Source organism: Labrys sp. WJW, from assembly GCF_001676615.1.
Taxonomy (GTDB): domain Bacteria; phylum Pseudomonadota; class Alphaproteobacteria; order Rhizobiales; family Labraceae; genus Labrys; species Labrys sedimenti.
Map to the genome: position 1 here is coordinate 154,403 of NZ_LYXZ01000002.1, position 16,523 is coordinate 170,925.

Annotated in this window: 15 protein-coding genes; 6 read left to right on the top strand and 9 right to left on the bottom strand. The window is 62.3% G+C overall.

Going from position 1 to position 16,523, the window contains the following annotated elements; translation table 11 throughout:
* Nucleotides 1-289: 289 nt before the first annotated feature.
* From BA190_RS02860 to BA190_RS37110, 4 genes are all read left to right on the top strand, one after another.
* Nucleotides 290-1,327, top strand: a complete 1,038-nt coding sequence (locus BA190_RS02860; RefSeq protein WP_068282240.1) for a sugar ABC transporter substrate-binding protein — start codon at nucleotides 290-292, stop codon at nucleotides 1,325-1,327.
* Between the two features lie 81 nt (nucleotides 1,328-1,408).
* Complete coding sequence (locus BA190_RS02865) at nucleotides 1,409-2,935, top strand: sugar ABC transporter ATP-binding protein (RefSeq protein ID WP_245314524.1); 1,527 nt, start codon at nucleotides 1,409-1,411, stop codon at nucleotides 2,933-2,935.
* Nucleotides 2,936-3,016: 81 nt separating this feature from the next.
* A complete protein-coding gene (locus tag BA190_RS02870) occupies nucleotides 3,017-4,060 on the top strand; it encodes an ABC transporter permease (protein ID WP_068282243.1) in 1,044 nt (347 codons plus the stop codon).
* Between the two features lie 273 nt (nucleotides 4,061-4,333).
* Complete coding sequence (locus BA190_RS37110) at nucleotides 4,334-4,651, top strand: DUF333 domain-containing protein (RefSeq protein WP_305773772.1); 318 nt, start codon at nucleotides 4,334-4,336, stop codon at nucleotides 4,649-4,651.
* An 81-nt stretch (nucleotides 4,652-4,732) separates the two neighbouring features.
* Here BA190_RS37110 and leuA read toward each other — a convergent pair whose 3' ends face one another.
* Nucleotides 4,733-6,439, bottom strand: a complete 1,707-nt coding sequence (gene leuA / locus BA190_RS02880; protein ID WP_068282246.1) for a 2-isopropylmalate synthase — start codon at nucleotides 6,437-6,439, stop codon at nucleotides 4,733-4,735.
* 381 nt (nucleotides 6,440-6,820) lie between these two features.
* On the opposite strand from leuA, the gene BA190_RS02885 reads away from it, so the two are divergent.
* Nucleotides 6,821-7,078 carry a hypothetical protein gene (locus tag BA190_RS02885; protein WP_068282248.1) on the top strand — a complete coding sequence of 86 codons (258 nt, stop codon included), beginning with the start codon at nucleotides 6,821-6,823 and terminating at the stop codon, nucleotides 7,076-7,078.
* A gap of 9 nt (nucleotides 7,079-7,087) precedes the next feature.
* Here BA190_RS02885 and BA190_RS02890 read toward each other — a convergent pair whose 3' ends face one another.
* The 3 genes from BA190_RS02890 to pdxY form a co-directional block, all read right to left on the bottom strand.
* Complete coding sequence (locus BA190_RS02890; RefSeq protein ID WP_068282252.1) at nucleotides 7,088-7,792, bottom strand: hypothetical protein; 705 nt, start codon at nucleotides 7,790-7,792, stop codon at nucleotides 7,088-7,090.
* A complete protein-coding gene (locus BA190_RS02895; protein WP_068282255.1) occupies nucleotides 7,785-8,687 on the bottom strand; it encodes a PhzF family phenazine biosynthesis protein in 903 nt (300 codons plus the stop codon). Before BA190_RS02895 ends, BA190_RS02890 begins: the two co-directional genes overlap by 8 nt.
* Nucleotides 8,688-8,862: 175 nt before the next feature.
* Nucleotides 8,863-9,711, bottom strand: coding sequence for a pyridoxal kinase PdxY (gene pdxY, locus BA190_RS02900; protein WP_068282258.1), 849 nt, complete (start codon nucleotides 9,709-9,711; stop codon nucleotides 8,863-8,865).
* Between the two features lie 246 nt (nucleotides 9,712-9,957).
* Between pdxY and BA190_RS02905 the strand changes: the two genes are divergently transcribed.
* Nucleotides 9,958-10,968, top strand: a complete 1,011-nt coding sequence (locus tag BA190_RS02905) for a S1C family serine protease (RefSeq protein ID WP_068282357.1) — start codon at nucleotides 9,958-9,960, stop codon at nucleotides 10,966-10,968.
* A gap of 27 nt (nucleotides 10,969-10,995) precedes the next feature.
* Here BA190_RS02905 and BA190_RS02910 read toward each other — a convergent pair whose 3' ends face one another.
* The 5 genes from BA190_RS02910 to iolE form a co-directional block, all read right to left on the bottom strand.
* Complete coding sequence (locus BA190_RS02910; RefSeq protein WP_156771337.1) at nucleotides 10,996-11,892, bottom strand: hypothetical protein; 897 nt, start codon at nucleotides 11,890-11,892, stop codon at nucleotides 10,996-10,998.
* 401 nt (nucleotides 11,893-12,293) lie between these two features.
* A complete protein-coding gene (locus tag BA190_RS02915) occupies nucleotides 12,294-13,130 on the bottom strand; it encodes a methyltransferase, TIGR04325 family (protein WP_068282267.1) in 837 nt (278 codons plus the stop codon).
* Between the two features lie 324 nt (nucleotides 13,131-13,454).
* The gene (locus BA190_RS02920) at nucleotides 13,455-14,198 is read right to left on the bottom strand and encodes an outer membrane protein (RefSeq protein ID WP_068282270.1); all 744 of its coding nucleotides are present in this window, start codon (nucleotides 14,196-14,198) and stop codon (nucleotides 13,455-13,457) included.
* Between the two features lie 436 nt (nucleotides 14,199-14,634).
* Nucleotides 14,635-15,429, bottom strand: coding sequence for a 5-deoxy-glucuronate isomerase (iolB, locus tag BA190_RS02925; protein WP_068282271.1), 795 nt, complete (start codon nucleotides 15,427-15,429; stop codon nucleotides 14,635-14,637).
* Between the two features lie 129 nt (nucleotides 15,430-15,558).
* Nucleotides 15,559-16,449, bottom strand: a complete 891-nt coding sequence (gene iolE, locus BA190_RS02930) for a myo-inosose-2 dehydratase (RefSeq protein ID WP_068282274.1) — start codon at nucleotides 16,447-16,449, stop codon at nucleotides 15,559-15,561.
* Nucleotides 16,450-16,523: the final 74 nt, after the last annotated feature.

Below are 16,523 nucleotides of genomic sequence, written 5' to 3' on the forward strand. Positions count from 1 at the left end.
CCACCGGGGTGCCGTACCGGTCCACAGCGCTCGTCGATTTTGAAGAAACTATCCGGTCAAAAGAATAGCGGTTGTCAATTGTCGGAACAAACATAAGATGGTGTCAGCGCAGCGGATTCAACCGCCTGCGCCAGGCTCACAAAGAGCCGCGTCGGTGCCGTGCACCGAAAGCAACATGCCGGAGCGCTTTGCGATTGGGTGGTATCACCGGGAATCGCAAGGACGCGTCGAAACAAAGGGTGAGAGCAAACAGACGTTCTGAACGTGTTTTGCTCTAGGGAGGAAATGGATGCCTAAGGACAGGACGCCGCATACGCGGCGCGATTTTATTCGTTCTGCCTCGTTCTCTGCCGGCGCTGCCGCGGCCCTGTTCGGGGGATTCGGCCTCGATCCGGCTTTCGCCGCCGAGGCCGCTAAAGTGGCCGGCCGCTCCGAAAAGCCGCTGAAGGCGGCCTTCTCCAATGCAGGCCTGCAGGCCACCTGGTGCGCCCAGGGCAAGGAAGCGGCCGAATATTGGGGCAAGCTCTTCAATGTCGAGGTCACCTGGTTCGATGGCCAGCTCGATGCGGTCAAGCAGCGCGCCGCCATCGACAACATGGCGTCCCAGAAATGGGATTTCGTCGCCATCCAGGCCTTCGGCATCGGCACCTTGACCCAGCCGGTGCAGAAGATGATCGATGCCGGCATCCCGGTGATCGACATGGACACGCTGATCGCGCCGCTCGACAAGATCAACGTGCACAGCTTCCTGGCGCCGAACAACGAATTCATGGGCGCGTCGGTCACGCAGGCCCTGTGCAATGCCATCGGCGGCAAGGGCAAGATCATCATGACCCAGGGCGCCCTCGGCCACACCGGTGCCCAGGGCCGTGCCAGGGGCTTCGAGAGCGTGGTGAAGCAGTTCCCCAACATCGAGGTGCTGGATACGCAGCCCGCCGATTGGGACGTCACCAAGGCGGCCCGCCTGTGGGAGACCTACCTGACCAAATATCCGCAGATCGACGCGGCCTTCTTCCACAATGACGACATGGCGCTCGCCGCCTACAACATCATGAAGGCCCGCAACCGCACCGACATCAAGATTGGCGGCGTCGATGCCATGCCGCCGGCCATTTCGGCCGTCGCGGATGGGCGCATGTTCGCCACCGTGCGCAATCCGTCCTGCCGCATCCATGGCGGGGCGATCGTCGCCGGTGTGGCGGCCGTGGTCGGCGGCGAGAAGTCCGGCGAAGGCGGCATTCCCAAGAATGTCGTCACCGACGGGCCTGTCGTCACCAAGGACAATGCCGCCGGCATGCTCTGGATGGAAAAGCACTACCTGATCTGAGTTGGTGTGCCGGTCTTCGGACCGGCATCTTCCAGAAAAGTGCCGGTCGGAAGACCGGCACACCACCGCGTTCCGAGAGGCATGATGGCGGTAGACGACATGCAATCGACGGCCGATGCGCCACCGCGCCTGAAGATGATCGACATCTCCAAATCCTTCGGTGGCGTGGCCGCCCTCAAGGGGGTGGATTTCACGCTGCGGGCCGGCGAGATCCACGGCCTGGTCGGCGAGAACGGGGCAGGCAAGTCGACGATGATGAAGATCATCGCCGGGGTGCACACCGAATATCAGGGCAGCCTGGAGATCGATGGCAGGCAGGTGCATTTCCGCTCCGCCCATGATTCCCTCGCGGCCGGCATCTCCATGGTGCATCAGGAACTCAGCATCGTTCCCGATCTCACCGTCGCCGAGAACGTCTATCTCGGCAAGCAGCCGCTCAATGCCCTCGGCCTCGTCGACTGGCCGGCCATGGTGAAGGGCGCGCGCGAGCAATTGCGCAATCTCGGCATCGACGTCGATCCGCGCATGCGCATCGGGGCGCTGCCGATCGGCCTGCAGCAATTGATCGAACTTGCCCGCGTTCTGTTCTCCGGCGCGCGCATCATCATCCTCGACGAGCCGACATCGGCGCTGTCGCCGCCGGAGGTGCAGCGGCTGTTCGAGGTGCTGCGCAAGGTGCGAGCCGACGGCCGCAGCATCGTCTTCATCTCGCATTTCCTCGACGACATCCTCAGCATTTCCGACGCGGTGACGATTTTCCGCAATGGCCGCCACGTGATCTCCCATTCGACCGAGGGCATCGACAAGAACTGGCTGATCGAACACATGATCGGCCGGGGCCATGAGGGGTTGGAGGAAAGTTATTCGGGGTCGATCAGCCTGCCTGCCCGGCCGGAAGGCACCCCCGTGCTGGCGACGCAGGGCCTGAGCTATGGGCGGGCCTTTGCCGACGTGACGCTGGACGTGCGTGCGGGCGAAGTGCTCGGCGTCTACGGTTTCATGGGCTGCGGCCAGCTCGAGTTCGCCCGCGCGCTGTTCGGCAAGCTGAAGCCGGCGCAGGGACATATCGAGCTGGAGGGCAAGGCCAGGACCCTTCGCAATACGGCGCAGGCGCGCGAGGCGGGCATCGCCTTCGTGCCGGAAAGCCGACGCTCGATGCTGTTCCATCACCAGCCGCTCTACCGCAACATCTCGATCAGCATTCTCGAGAAGATTTCGCGGCTGTGGCTGAAGCCGGGCGTGGAACGCAAGACCGCGCAAGGACATATCGAGGCCCTGCATATCCGCCCGCCCATGGTGAACGCCCTGCTCGGCTCGCTCTCGGGCGGCAACCAGCAGAAGGTCGCCCTCGCCAAATGGCTGACCCACATGCCCAAGGTCCTGATCCTGTCGGAGCCGACCCGCGGCATGGATGTCGGCGCCAAGGACGATGTGGTGAAGATCGTGCGTGACCTGCGCGACAGGGGGCTGGCGGTGATCGTGGTTTCGGCGGAGCCCGAGACCGTGCTTTCGCTGGCCGATCGGGTCGTGGTGATGAAGAAGGGACGAATCGTGCGCGAGTTCGCCGCCGAGACGATCTCGAAGGATAAATTGCTGGAAGCGGCCTGACGAAGTGTCAGCCTCCGGCTGACATTTCTTTGGCTTGTCAGCCGGAGGCTGACACTCCAGATCGGCTAGGAGTTTTGAGGAATGAGCACACCGGTTCAGGATGGCAGCCAGGCGCAGTTCGCACGCCAAGGCCTGGGCGCGATCTTGCGCAACCAGATGCGCAACATCGCGCCGTTCGCCACCTTGCTGGCGTTGGTGATCTTCTTCGCGGTGGCGAGCCCATCCTTCCTTTCGCTCGACAACCTGGCCAATATCCTGGTGCAGATCTCGGTGACGGGCATCATCGCCGTCGGACTGACTTTCGTGATCCTGTGCGGGGAAATCGATCTGTCGGTCGCATCGGTCGCCAACGTTACCGGCGTGGCGGTGGCGTTCTTCACGGCGCAAGAATCTTATGTGAACATCGCCAATGCCAATTTCATCATGCCCGGCGGCGTGGCGATCGTGCTGGCCTTGGTGGCCTGCGCGGCGCTGGGGCTGGTCAACGCCTTCGGCCTGACGCGGATCGGCATTCCCTCCTTCATCATGACGCTGGCGATGATGCAGATCGCCGACGGCATCTGTGCGCTGCTGCTGCGGGGCCAGATCGCCTATGCGGTGCCGGACCTGGTGTCGACCTTGGGGTCTGGCAATATCGGTGGCATGCCCTGGATCGTGATCGTGCTGGCGGTCTTCCTCGGCGTCGGCCATGTCGTGCTGACCTATACGCGCTTTGGCCGCTACATCTACATGGTGGGCGGCAACCGCGAGGCGGCGGAATTCTCGGGCATCAACGTCAAGATGATCCTGGCCAGCGTGATGGTGATCGCGGCTCTATGCTCGGGCGTGGCGGGCATGGTGGGCGTCGCCCATTTCGGCAGCGCGCAGCAGAACGAGTTCACCGGTTATCTCCTCGACGCCATTGCGGCCGTCGTGGTTGGCGGCACCAGCCTGTTCGGCGGGCGCGGCGGTATCGGCAACACCATCGTCGGCCTGTGCGTGCTCGGCGTGCTCAATAACGGCCTCGATCATGTCGAGATCGACAGCTTCCTCAAGATCCTGATCCGCGGTGTCATTCTGTTGATCGCACTGATCATCAATGTGTACGCACAACGCCTGCGCGATGAGAGTGCCACGGCAGGATAGCGGATCTCCGAATAGAACAGTAATTCCATGATGGCCCGCCCTGCGCGGGCCATATCCTATTATATTGTCTCTAGGGTAGATCTGTGGGCAATGCGGATATTCGGGGTTCAAGATCGGGAGAAATAGGATATAGGTAGCGAGGGGACGCTTCAGAGACTGTCCCCTGACCGGAGCGTCCCAGGATGATGCGGACGCTGTTCGCATCGTGCGCTGCTCCTCATGCGGCACGGATACGCTCCTCAATCCATCCATCGAAAAAGCACTGGAGGTACCATGCAGAAGATGTTCTATCCGCTGGTATTCGCCTGCCTCATCGTGACGGGGTGTGTCTCTAACCAACAAGATCCGATGGCGGATCCGCAGGCGACTGGCATGACAGCGCCGCCAACGCCCGGCATGGCGACGCCGCAGGCGCCCGGCATGGCGAATCCGGCCTCAACCTATTGTGCGCAGCAGGGCGGCAGGTCCATCCCCGTGCAGTCGGCGAGAGGCCAGCGCGCCGATTGCCAGCTGCCGGACGGCCGGCGCGTGGACGAATGGAAGCTCTATCGCAGCGCCAACCGGCAGTCGCAGGCGACGCTGCCTCAGTAGGGGCGGTCTTTCCTGACTTCAGCAAGAAAGAAGCCGGCCTCAGCAGGGCCGGCTTCCTTTTTGAGGCAAACGAGTTGCCGATCAGCGCTTGAGGATGCGGTTCACACCGGAAGTCACCGCCTTGAGGGCCGATTTGGTGGTGTCCTTGTCGATACCGACGCCGAACAAGGTGGAGCCGTCGGCAATGCGCAATTCGACATAGGACACGGCCGCCGCATTGGCACCCGAGCCCATGGCGTGCTCGCGATAATTGGCGACATCGAAGTCGAGACCGCTCTCGGCCCGCATCGCGGCTACGAAGGCATCGATCGGGCCGTTGCCGACGCCGGTAATGGTCTTTTCGACACCCTCGTCACGAATGCGCGCGGTGATGGTCCGCTCCTCGCCCTCCGTGTCACCGACGATCTGGTGGGAGAGGAAAGCGTAGCGGCCATTGTCGATATATTCGCGGGTGAAGGCATCCCACAGCCGGTCGGCACCGAGTTCGACGCCTTCGCCATCGGCGATGCCCTGCACCACCTTGGAGAACTCGACCTGCAAGAGGCGCGGTAATTCGATGCCGTGTTCCTTTTCCAGGATATAGGCGATGCCGCCCTTGCCGGATTGCGAGTTGATGCGGATCACCGCCTCATAGGAACGGCCGAGATCCTTCGGGTCGATCGGCAGGTAGGGCACTTCCCACACCGGCGAGGTCGCCGTCTCGATTGCCTTGAAGCCCTTGTTGATCGCGTCCTGGTGCGAGCCGGAGAAGGCGGTGAACACCAGCTCGCCGGCATAGGGGTGGCGCGGGTGGATCGGCAGCTGGTTGCAATGCTCTGCCACGCGCACCAGGCCATTGACGTCGGAAATGTCGACCTGGGGGTCGACGCCCGACATGATCAGATTGCCCGCCAGGATGACGAGGTCGACATTGCCGGTGCGCTCGCCATTGCCGAACAGCGTGCCCTCGACACGGTCCGCCCCCGCCATCAGGCCGAGTTCGGTCGCCGCGACACCGGTGCCGCGGTCGTTATGCGGATGCAGCGAGATGATGACGCTGTCGCGATTCTTGATATTGCGCGACATCCATTCGATCTGGTCGGCATAGACGTTGGGCGTCGACATTTCGACCGTGAGCGGCAGATTCAAGATCAGCTTGTTGTCGGGAGTGGGCTGATAGACATCCATCACCGCCTCGCAGATCTCCTTGGAGAAGTCGAGTTCGGTGCCCATGAAGCTCTCGGGCGAATATTGGTGGCGGATATTCGCCTCCATGCCCAGCTCCTTGGTGAGCTGCATGATCAGCTTGGCACCGTTGACGGCGATGTCGCGGATACCGGCCCGGTCCTGCCGGAAGACGATGCGGCGCTGCAGCTCGGAGGTCGAGTTGTAGAGATGCACGATGGCTGATTTGACGCCCTTCAAGCTCTCGAAGGTGCGCCGGATCAATTCCTCGCGGGCCTGGGTCAGCACCTGGATCGCGACGCCATCGGGAATGCGGCCGGTCTCGATCAGGAAGCGAACGAAATCGAAATCGGTCTGGGAGGCGGAGGGAAAGCCGACCTCGATCTCCTTGAAGCCCATGCCGACGAGCGTGTCCCACATGCGCAATTTGCGCTCGTGGCCCATCGGCTCGATCAGGGCCTGGTTGCCGTCGCGCAGATCGACGGCGCACCAGGTCGGCGCCTGCGTGATGGTGCGGGAGGGCCATTGGCGATCCGGCACGTCGATTGGCGGCCAGGGCTTGTATTTGGCGGCCACGTCAACCTTGGGAGCGGAAAACTGAGAAACCTTGCCTGCATATGTCATGTTGAAAACTCTTAGCCAAAGAAACGGGCGGCGAGGCTAGTCGACCGCGATCAGGTCCCCTGAGCGCCCAGGCTGAAGCCCGGCCGGCCCTCAGGGGCGGCTAAGGAGGAGGCCGGAAAGGAGGGCGAGCACGAGCGCCGGCGCCGGATGCGCAAGCGTCTCGAATTTGGCGGGCGATGTCGCCACGGCTCGATCCTTTTCCAATGATGGCCCAGAGCCATCAGGTGCAAGGGCTTGTACAGTGCTGTGATGGAGGGGGCAAGGGGAAATGCCGAGACGGACACGACGCCAAAACGCCTTTGCGGTGGAGAGATGGAGCCAAGGACTTGAGAGCGACGCACTTGCCTGCGATCACAGGACATCAACCAACGGACTTATCCGATGCGCTTCCTGATCTGTCTCGCCCTGCTGGCGGCTTCGTCTTCACCGGCCTTGGCCGCTTCCTGCTCCGAGCGCATTGCCTTCGTGCAGCGCGTCATCGACGGCGATGTGAAGACCGGTTTTGCCGACAAGAAGGTGCATGATGCGATGAGCAAGGATCTGGCCGAAGCGGGCCAGGCCTGCCGGACCGGCGACGACGCCAAGGCCCAGGCGCTGGTCTCCTCGACGCAGCGCCGCCACGGCTATCCCGTTCGCTGAGGCCCGGCTTCAGCTAGCGAGCCGGTGCGCGAGATAGGCGCATTGGAAGGCCGGCATGCGATCGGCGCGGATGTCGGCCGATGACGCCACGACATGCATGCGTTCGAGTTCCGGCCTCTCGTCTTCGGCCAGGAAGTGCTCGATCCCGTCCTTGAGCTCGGCCGAAGACAGGGGCGATCGCACCGATTTCATCAGGGCGATGCGCGGGCCGTGGAAAACAGCGGTCCAGCCGGAAGCGATTTCGACGTCGGCCGTCGTGACGCCGGTCTCTTCCTCCAGTTCGCGGGTCACGCTGCCGGCGAGATTGACGATATCACCATCGAGGTCGGAGGGATCCGGCGTTCCGGCCGCGAAATAGATCGCGCCGGCATTGGAGGTGTGCTCGGCCATCTCGCCGAGCAGGAAGGCGCCGTCGGCGGCCTCGAGCGCGGCCATGGCGAAGCAGTTCCACCGGGCCTCGCCCGGCATGCCGAAGTCCCGCCAAGCCAGGAAGCTGGCATAATCGGTCATCAGATAGGCGCCGCTGAACCGGCGTCCCGCGATCTGCCAGCGATGCAGCAGCAGGATCTTGCCGTTGAAGCTCGCCGGCTTCGCCTCGATCACCTTTTGCCAATGCGCTCTTATCGCTTCGGCATTCTCCTCGGCGAACCGCCAGGGCCGTTGCTCCAGGCGGCAGTCGATGGCATCGAGCTCGATGATCTCCGGCTCAGACATGCAGGCTTCCTTCATTCACGATCACGGCTGCGCCGCCGATCGAGGCTCCGGCCAGGCGCGTGCCCTGGATGGTCATGGTGAGGTCGATCAGGGAGGGGCGACCCATTTCGAAGCCCTGCTCGATGCGGAAATGCCGCGTGCCGTCGGCGAGATCGTCGAAACGGGCAATCACGCCGGTGAGCCCGGCCACCGCCGAGCCGGTAGCGGGGTCCTCGGGGATGCCATCGCCCGGCGAAAACATGCGGGCGTGGAAGCTCGATCCGGCCTGGGCGGTCTGGCGCGTATAGGCATAGGCCGCGCCAAGGCCTTCCTGGCCGAAAGCCTCCGTCCACAGGCTGGTATTGATGCGGATGTGCCCCATCGCTTCCAGCGACCGGACAGGCACGAACGTATAGGGGAAGCCCGTGCCGAACACGGTGGGGTGGTGGTTCTCGAAGCCGATCTGATGTTCGCTCAGGCCGAGGGCTTCGGCGATCAGGTTCGTGGCCGCCGGCGCGCCACGCTCGGTCGGCAGGGCCGGTATGTCGAACCGGGCATAGGCGCTGCCGTCCTTCAGAGAGACTGCGCAGGGCACGATGCCGATCTGCTCCTCCAGCCCGAACAGATAGTCACCCGGCTTGCGGTCATGGTCGAGCAGTGCCAGGAGCACGGCCGTTCCGACGGTCGGGTGGCCGGCGAAGGGCATTTCGAGGCCCGGCGTGAAGATGCGGATGCGGGCTCGATGGCGGCCGTCATCCGGCGGCAGGACGAAGACGGTTTCCGACAGATTGAACTCACGCGCGATTTGCTGCATCGCGGGGGCATCGAGCCCTTCGCTATCGAGCACTACCGCCAGAGGGTTGCCGGCCAAAGCACGGTCGGCGAAGACGTCGAGCGTATAGAAACGACGGGGCATCAGAAGGCTCCTCGCAAGGCAAAGGGACAAAGGACCGTGGCAGCAGGGCAGGGCTCTGCGAGCAGGCGATCCGGCGGCAACGAAAGCGTCTTCCAGAAAAGTCGATAGACTTTTCGATTGAGAAAACGCGTCAAAACAGAGAGTTAGAGAAAAGTGCGAGAAATCGCATTTTGCTCTACACCGCGACGACTTCGAAGCGGCGGCTCGGCGCCACGAATTCATCCTGGGCCGCCACGGTGAGGATTTCCCGCGAGCCGGCCTCGGCGGTGCGCTTGAGCAGGCCGTAGATCGAGGCGCTGGCGAGGTCCAGCGCTTCGGCTGCCGAGCCCGAGCGTTTCCAGTGCAGGTTGAAGAGAGCGGCAATCGCGTCGCCCGCTCCATTGATGTCGAGCCCCAGGCGGGGCGTGCGCACCCGGTAGAAGCCGTTGCCGTCCGAGGCCAGCAGGTCGATGGCATCGTCCGGCGTGTCGTCGGTGTCGAGGGAAGTCACCAGCACCACCTTGGGGCCGACGGCATGCAGGGCCGTCACCGCGGCCTTGGCATCGGCAAGCCTGCGTACCTCCCGGCCGGCCAGGTATTCGAGCTCGAACCGGTTGGGTGTGATGACATCAGCGGCCGGAACGGCCTGGTCGCGCATGAATTCGGGAATGCCCGGCCTTACGAAGACACCACGGCCGATGTCGCCGATGACCGGATCGCAGCAATAGGTCGCCGCCGGATTGGCGCTGCGCACCTTGTCGACGGCGGCAAGAATGGCGTTGCCGATGTCGGAGGAGCCCATATAGCCGGAGATCACGCCATCGCAGAGGGGCAGGACACCGCGCTCGGCCAGGCCTTCGACCAGTTCGTCCACCATGGTGCCGTCATAGACCCGGCCTTTCCAGGCACCGTAGCCGGTGTGATTGGAAAATTGAACGGTATGGATGGCCCAGACCTCGCAGCCCAGGCGCTGCATCGGGAAAACCGCCGAAGCATTGCCGACATGGCCATAGGTGACCCAGGACTGAATGGACAGGATGTTCATGGTGACTCGGACAAGCACACTGAGGGACCAGCACAACAGACGAAATTCGAGCCGAGCGCAACGGTTCGTCGATGCCACCGGTCATGATCATTTTTGATCGTTTCGATCAAGCACAGCTATGCAAAGCCAAGGGAACCCGCTTTCCCGCTATGCCGGGGGGCGGGGGGAAGGGGACTTCCGGCGAGGCGGCCGCATTCCCATATCGGTGCTCTGTATTCAATTTCTTTGTCTTGGGTCGATACCATGTTGCTCGACGATACACCCTCCGTGATTTTGGACGAGGATACACATCCTCAACAGACATCATCCCTTTCCACACCCGAAGACGGGCTGTTGCTTGACGCCTATTCGAACACCGTCATTGACGTTGCCGAGCGCGTGGGACCCGCCGTCGTGAAGCTCGACATCCGCAAGGGCGGCAAGCCGGCGGGGTCCGGCTCCGGCGTCATCCTTTCACCGGATGGCCTAGTACTCACCAACAGCCACGTTGCGCAGGGGACCGCCCGCGTTTTGGTGCAAACCCAGGATGGCCGTCATTTCGATGCGCGTCTGATCGGCGATGACCCCGATACGGATCTGGCCCTCGTTCACATCGAGCAGCCGGTCAGTCTGCCCTCGGCGCGGCTCGGCAATTCCAGCCTGTTGCGGCGCGGGCAGGTGGCGATCGCCATCGGCAACCCTCTCGGCTTCGAGGCGACGGTGACGACGGGGGTGATCTCCGCCCTCGGCCGCTCGCTGCGCGCCAAGAGCGGACGGCTGATCGATGATGTGATCCAGACCGATGCAGCGCTGAATCCGGGCAATTCAGGCGGGCCCCTGGTTTCCACGCTCGGTGAGGTCATCGGCATCAACACGGCCGTGATCATGGGCGCGCAGGGGATCTGCTTTGCGGTCGCGTCGAACACGGCCAGCTTCGTGATGGGGCAGCTCATCCGGCATGGCCGCGTGCGGCGCGCCTCCATCGGCATTGCCGCCCAGCAGGCGGTGATCGCCCGCCGCGTGCAGATGGCAGCCGGCATCGATCAGGGCGTGGGCGTGATGATTGCCACGGCCGAGGCCGGTGGCCCGGCGGACAGTGCCGGACTGTTGATGGGCGATATCATCGTCGCCTTGGACGGACGCCGCGTCGCTGCGGTGGACGATCTCATCCGGCTGCTCGGCGAAGAGCGGATCGGCAAGTCGACGCGCTTCGACGTGCTGCGCAACGGCAAACCCCGCTCCCTCGACGTGATGCCGCGGGAACGCCAAGGCTCGTAGGGAGCAGGCGGCTTGCGCCGAGCCGCGTCAGTGCCCTGAAACCTGCCTGACGACCTTGCGCACACCGCGCAAGGTCGGCGTGACCACCTGCATGACGGCGGCCTTGGCCCGATCGGCGCTCGGGCTGGGACCTGGGCGCTGCGGGTGCATGCCGATGGCGCGCAGATAGCGATTGGCAGCGCGGACGCGCCCGCGCCCGCGACTGGCATCGGTCTCGAAAGAGAAGGCGTAGGAGATACTGCGCACGCCGCCGGTCCGTACCCAGTGGGGAGCATCCTGGGGCTGATGGAAGCCGCGGCCCGGCTCGAGGTCGAAGACATGCTCCTGCTGGGGATCACAGCCTTCGAGATCGAGCTGGCCGATATTCACCGTGCCCCTGACATAGAAGCGTTCGAGATCGCTCTCTTCCACCACGTTGGGCGGGAAGACGTGATAATGCTTCGGCCCCTCGATCTGGAAGAAATGCGTGATCTCTGGATCGAAGTGGAAGGGCGTGGTGGATGCGGCCGAGGAAATGAAGAGGGCGGATTCGAGCCGGGCGATGCTCTCGTCGCCCAGGCCGCCACGAAGTGCAGTGACCTTGCGGAAGAGCGTGTCCAGCAGGTCGCGGAAGCCGGAATCATGGTTCTCCAGGCGTTTCAGCAGGACGCGGGCGGGTGCATCGCCCAACTGCGCCAGGACCTCGTGCGGTCTGGCCCTGTTCTGCTCCACGTCATAGAATTTCGTGCCCGGTGTCGCCGCCGATCCCGCGATGAAATAATCCTGGGGACTGTCGGCATAGCGCTCGGCCAGGGCCGCCAGTGCGTCGGGCTGGAACATCGGCAGGCGATGAAGACCATGCTCGAAGGCAAGGGGCATGCGATCATAGGCAGCGCGATAGCCATCGGCATCGATGGTGATGAGTTCGTCGGCGGAAAGGCTCATGGCCGGGACCATTCGTGAAAAGAAGACATATCCTAATTTTGAAAGTATCTTGCTTGCCGCGGTGCGCGGTTACAAGCTGGGAAAAGTGTGAAGTGCAGCAACCTTAGTGGATAGGTTTAGATATACTGAGGGTACTCCGAATTGTCGGGAAGAGCCTATCCGAACGTAAAACGCCCCTTATTTGGTCGATTGCTGGATCCGACTTGAAGGAGTGCCGCCTACTGCTTTTGGTGGTTGGGAGCGGAAATGCCCTCACAAAGGCGGAGGTTTGCAGCTGCCGGGTGCGGGGACCTGCCACCCTGGGAGGAAATTTTCTAAATTCGCGGCAGGGTCCAGGCCTGTTCTTCCCGCTTGAGCCACGGCACCGACCAGGAGGAACGGGCGGGAATCTCAAACCTTGTTCAGGCCTGCCGGCGCAAATAGAACCCTTCGAAATAGGTCAGCGTGCGCTCGGGATGGAACGGGATCTCGGCCTGGAGCTCGGGCACCAGCCAGCGATCCTCCAGGCGATAGCCACGCGCTTCGAAATAGGCCAGGAACTTCGCGCGATTGAACAGCCGGCAGGGGATGACGGAGGATACGTGGTTCTGGGCCGTCCAGGCATCGGGGGCGTCTGAGATCGGAATCTTGTTGATCAGAATATGCTCGGGCAAGGCCGGCACCGTGTCCAGAATGCCGGGGCCCTGCTCGCCAAAGGGATCCGGAAGATATTGGATCATGCCCAGCATGAGCATGATGTCGGGGGCTGGCGCTTCTGCCAGTTCCGACCCGAAGCTGATCATGGTGGATCCGAGCGTCGCATGGCGTTGCCGTCCCCGCTCGACCATGTCGGGCATGTCGACGACATGCCAGCTTAGAGGCGGCTTCAGGAGGCCATAACGCTCGCATAATTCATAGAAGATGCCGCCGGCGCCGCCGAAGTCGACCACCGTGCTGCCCGGCCGGAGGAGTTTCGACAGCCATAGCATGACGGCAAATTGCGAGGTCTGGAACAGGGTAGGGGCTTCGACCTCCGCGTCGCGAACCAGCAGTTCGGCGAGCGTGTCGTCATGCCAGCCGACCTTGCCGATATTGGCAGAAAAGCGCTCGGCTTCGGCGTAGCTGCCGAAGAGCCCGTAGAACAGATCCATCCGCCCCGCCCAGACATGCCGGAGGTAGAGGCCCTTCAGGAAGGGCAGTTTCCCCAGCCAGGCGCCGATGGCGCTGTGCATCATGAGGGCCTTGAAGAGCTGTTTCATGGAAGTCCTGGCGGTAAGGGGGCATGCTGGCGATCCCGGGTGTCGAGTTTCGACGTCCCGACGAACCAAGCCATGCCTTCATACTGTAGTCGGGCCCGATTTGCTTCATTTCGATCGGGATATGAAGATTAATTGCGCGCAATGAAAGTGGATCGACGTCGATCATCATGTCGGCGCTGTCATCGTACTAAGCTGGTCGAGGCATGGAAGCTGCGGTGCGGCCAGGCCGTCGGTGCGCAAAGACAAACGCGCCGGCATGAGCCGGCGCGTAGCAGTTCTTCCCGGTCCTCACTATCGACAGATAGCAGGGAAGGTAGAGATCGATCAGAACTTGTAAGAAATACCCGCGCGGATCGTATGGGTCTTCAAATTGATCCGGTCGTTGTAATTACCAGCCGCCGTTGTCGAGTAATTAAAATAATCCTTCTTGCCGTAATCGGCATAACGATATTCGACGCGAGCGATCAGATTGTCGGTGACGGCGTATTCGAGGCCGGCGCCGACGGTCCAGCCAACTTGGGTGCTGGAATATCGCAGTGCGCCGTCGACATTCCAGATGGGTGCGAAATCATATTTCCCGAACGCGACACCGCCCGTGACGTAAGGCAGGAAGCGATCAAGGGCGTAGCCAACCCGCAGACGAACCGAGCCATCCCATTTGAGCTCTGCCCGCTGCTTGTAGGTGGTGATCGGATCTGGTGCGCCGTGTGAGAAGTTGAGGTTGCCTCGGGCTCTCGAACTTCCCTTCAAGGAATCGTAGTTGATGTCGCCTTCGATGCCGACCACCAGATTATTCTGGAACTGATAATTGTAACCCGTGTAGACGCCGGCGGTGAAACCGTTGGCGGTCAACTTGCCTTTGTAGTCCCACTCGCCGCTGGCGATCCAATAGTCCGAATAGTCGGACTTGCCCCAAGTATAGCCGGCCTGAACGCCGCCATAGAAACCGGTCCAGGAATAGGGGGCGGCAACCGGAGCAATCGGCTCGACAGGCTGCGGAGCCAGATCGGCGGCATAGGCGGCCGTCGAGGAAAGCAGGATTGCCAGAGCTGCGGCAGAAATTTTCATGGCTATATGTCCTAACAACATTTTCCGAATAGTGACGTTTCTCGGACGATGAGTCTGTAACAAGAAAGCCACACTGGGGTTAATTTTTATAGATGCCTCGGAGATGGCTGTATATAATTTCCATTCTACGATGCTTGCAATTGAAAAATCGGGGAGTATGTCCTAGCTTTAGGTTAAATAGAGCTCATTATTTAGAAATATTAACCTTCGATTGGTTCCAAACGACTTATGGAGACGTAGGCCTTGCTGTCGAGGGAGGGGGGGAGGCGAGCCCAAGCGGATAGAGGCTCTACCTCGAAGGTGTTATGTCAGTATCTTTTCGTCGGTGTGTGCCCGAACGTATCGTCATCGTGAAATGCAGAAAGGCCCGCGAGCCTGGAGCTGGCGGGCCTTGGAAGAATGGATCGTCGGCTGGGAAGTATCGGTCGAGTGAACCTCAGGCCTGGACGAGCCAAGCGTGGTCCGGATCGTTGTGGAACTTCCAGATGCGCTTGGGACCTGCCATGACGTTGAGATAATAAAGGTCATAGCCGTGGGCGGCGCCGACGGGGTGATAGCCCTTCGGCACGAGCACGACGTCGCGATCGGAGAAAGCGATCACTTCGTCGAGCGAGCGGTCGTCCGTATAGACGCGTTGCACGCCATAGCCCTGCGCCGGGTTGAAGCGGTGATAATAGGTTTCTTCCAGCTGGCTCTCGGCGGGCAGGTTGTCCTGGTCGTGCTTGTGGGGCGGATAGCTCGACCAATTGCCGGACGGGGTGATCACCTCCACCACCAGCAGGCTCTCGGCCGGTTCCCATTCGGGCAGGATATTGCGGACATGGCGCGTGTTCGAGCCCTTGCCGCGGGTTTCCTGGCCGACCTGGTCGGGACCGATCACGCGAGCCGGCAGGGCGCCGGTACCCGGTGCCGCGCAGACGGCCAGTTCGAGCGGCGTTTCAGCCTTGACCTCATAGCTCGAGCCGGCGGGAACGTAGACCGACCAGGGTGCGCCTTCGAAGGGATTGCTGCGCTCGCCTAGCACCCCGAAATCCTGGCTGCCCGCCTTGATCGAGGCCTTGCCTGCCACCAATACCAGGCAAATCTCGGTAGCACCCGTTTCGGCGCTCAGGCTTTCGCCGGCCGCAAGCTCATGCACCTCGAAACCGACATAGGTCCAGCCTGCCGATCGCGGCGTGACCCGGTGGATACGCGAGCCGGACTTGCCGGGCTTGAGCAGAAGTTTGGACATCTGGGGCTCCTCGAGCTCATTGCTGCCAGAGCGTCTCCTGGAAAAGCGATCGATACTTCGTCAGGAGAAACGCGTCGAACCAAAGAATTGGATTAAGGCGCATCTTTCGCCAAAATGCGCTCGCTCTCGTCAGGCTGCCTTCAATCCCGTCTCGCCGAGCACCTTTCGCAGATGCGCGTAACCGGCCTTGGCATAGGTCAGCGGATTGGCCTTCTTGGGATCCTGTTCGGCCTCGACGATGACCCAGCCGGAATAGCCCTGGAGTTCGCGGAATACACTGGCAAAGTCGATCACGCCGTCGCCTGGAACCGTATAGACACCGGCCAGCACACTATCGAGGAAACTCCAATCCTGCGCATCCGAACGCGCCCTGACCTCGGCTCGCACATCCTTGGTGTGGACATGGCTGATGCGGTTGCGATAGCGGCGGGCAAGATCGGCAGGATCCGAGCCGCCCCAGGTGGCGTGGCCGGTGTCGAGCAGGAGATGCACGGCAGGGCCGGTCGCCGCCATGAAGGCATCGATGTCGGCCTGCGACTGCACGATGGTGCCCATGTGATGGTGATAGTCGAGCTGCAGGCCCTCGGCCTTGAGCATCTCGGCATAGGCGGTGATGCGGCGGCCATATTCGGCCCAGTCCGCGGATGCCATCACCGGGCGCCGCGACAGCGGTTTGGCCTTGTCGCCGTGGATGGCGTTGGAGGTTTCGGCGACGATGAAGACGCTGGTGCCCATCGCCTTGAGCAGGTCGATATGGGCCCGCGCCGCCGCGAACTCGGTATGTTCGTCCCGTGTCAGCAATTCGATCGAGTGCCAGCCGCCGACGCAGGCGAGGCCGAAGGGCGCGAGCGCAGCCTTGAGGGCGTTGGCCTCCCGCGGGAACTTGTTGCCGAGTTCCATGCCTTCGAAGCCGACTTCCCTGGCCTCGGCCAGGCAGGTTTCCAGCGGCGTGTCGCCGCCGATTTCAGGCATGTCGTCGTTCGACCAGCCGATGGGATTGGCGCCGATGCGTATAGGCATAAGAGAACTCCGGAGAATATTGGTTCGGGGGCGGGTCTTCAGACCCGGCATTCTTGCAGGTGGGAGTAGGGGAG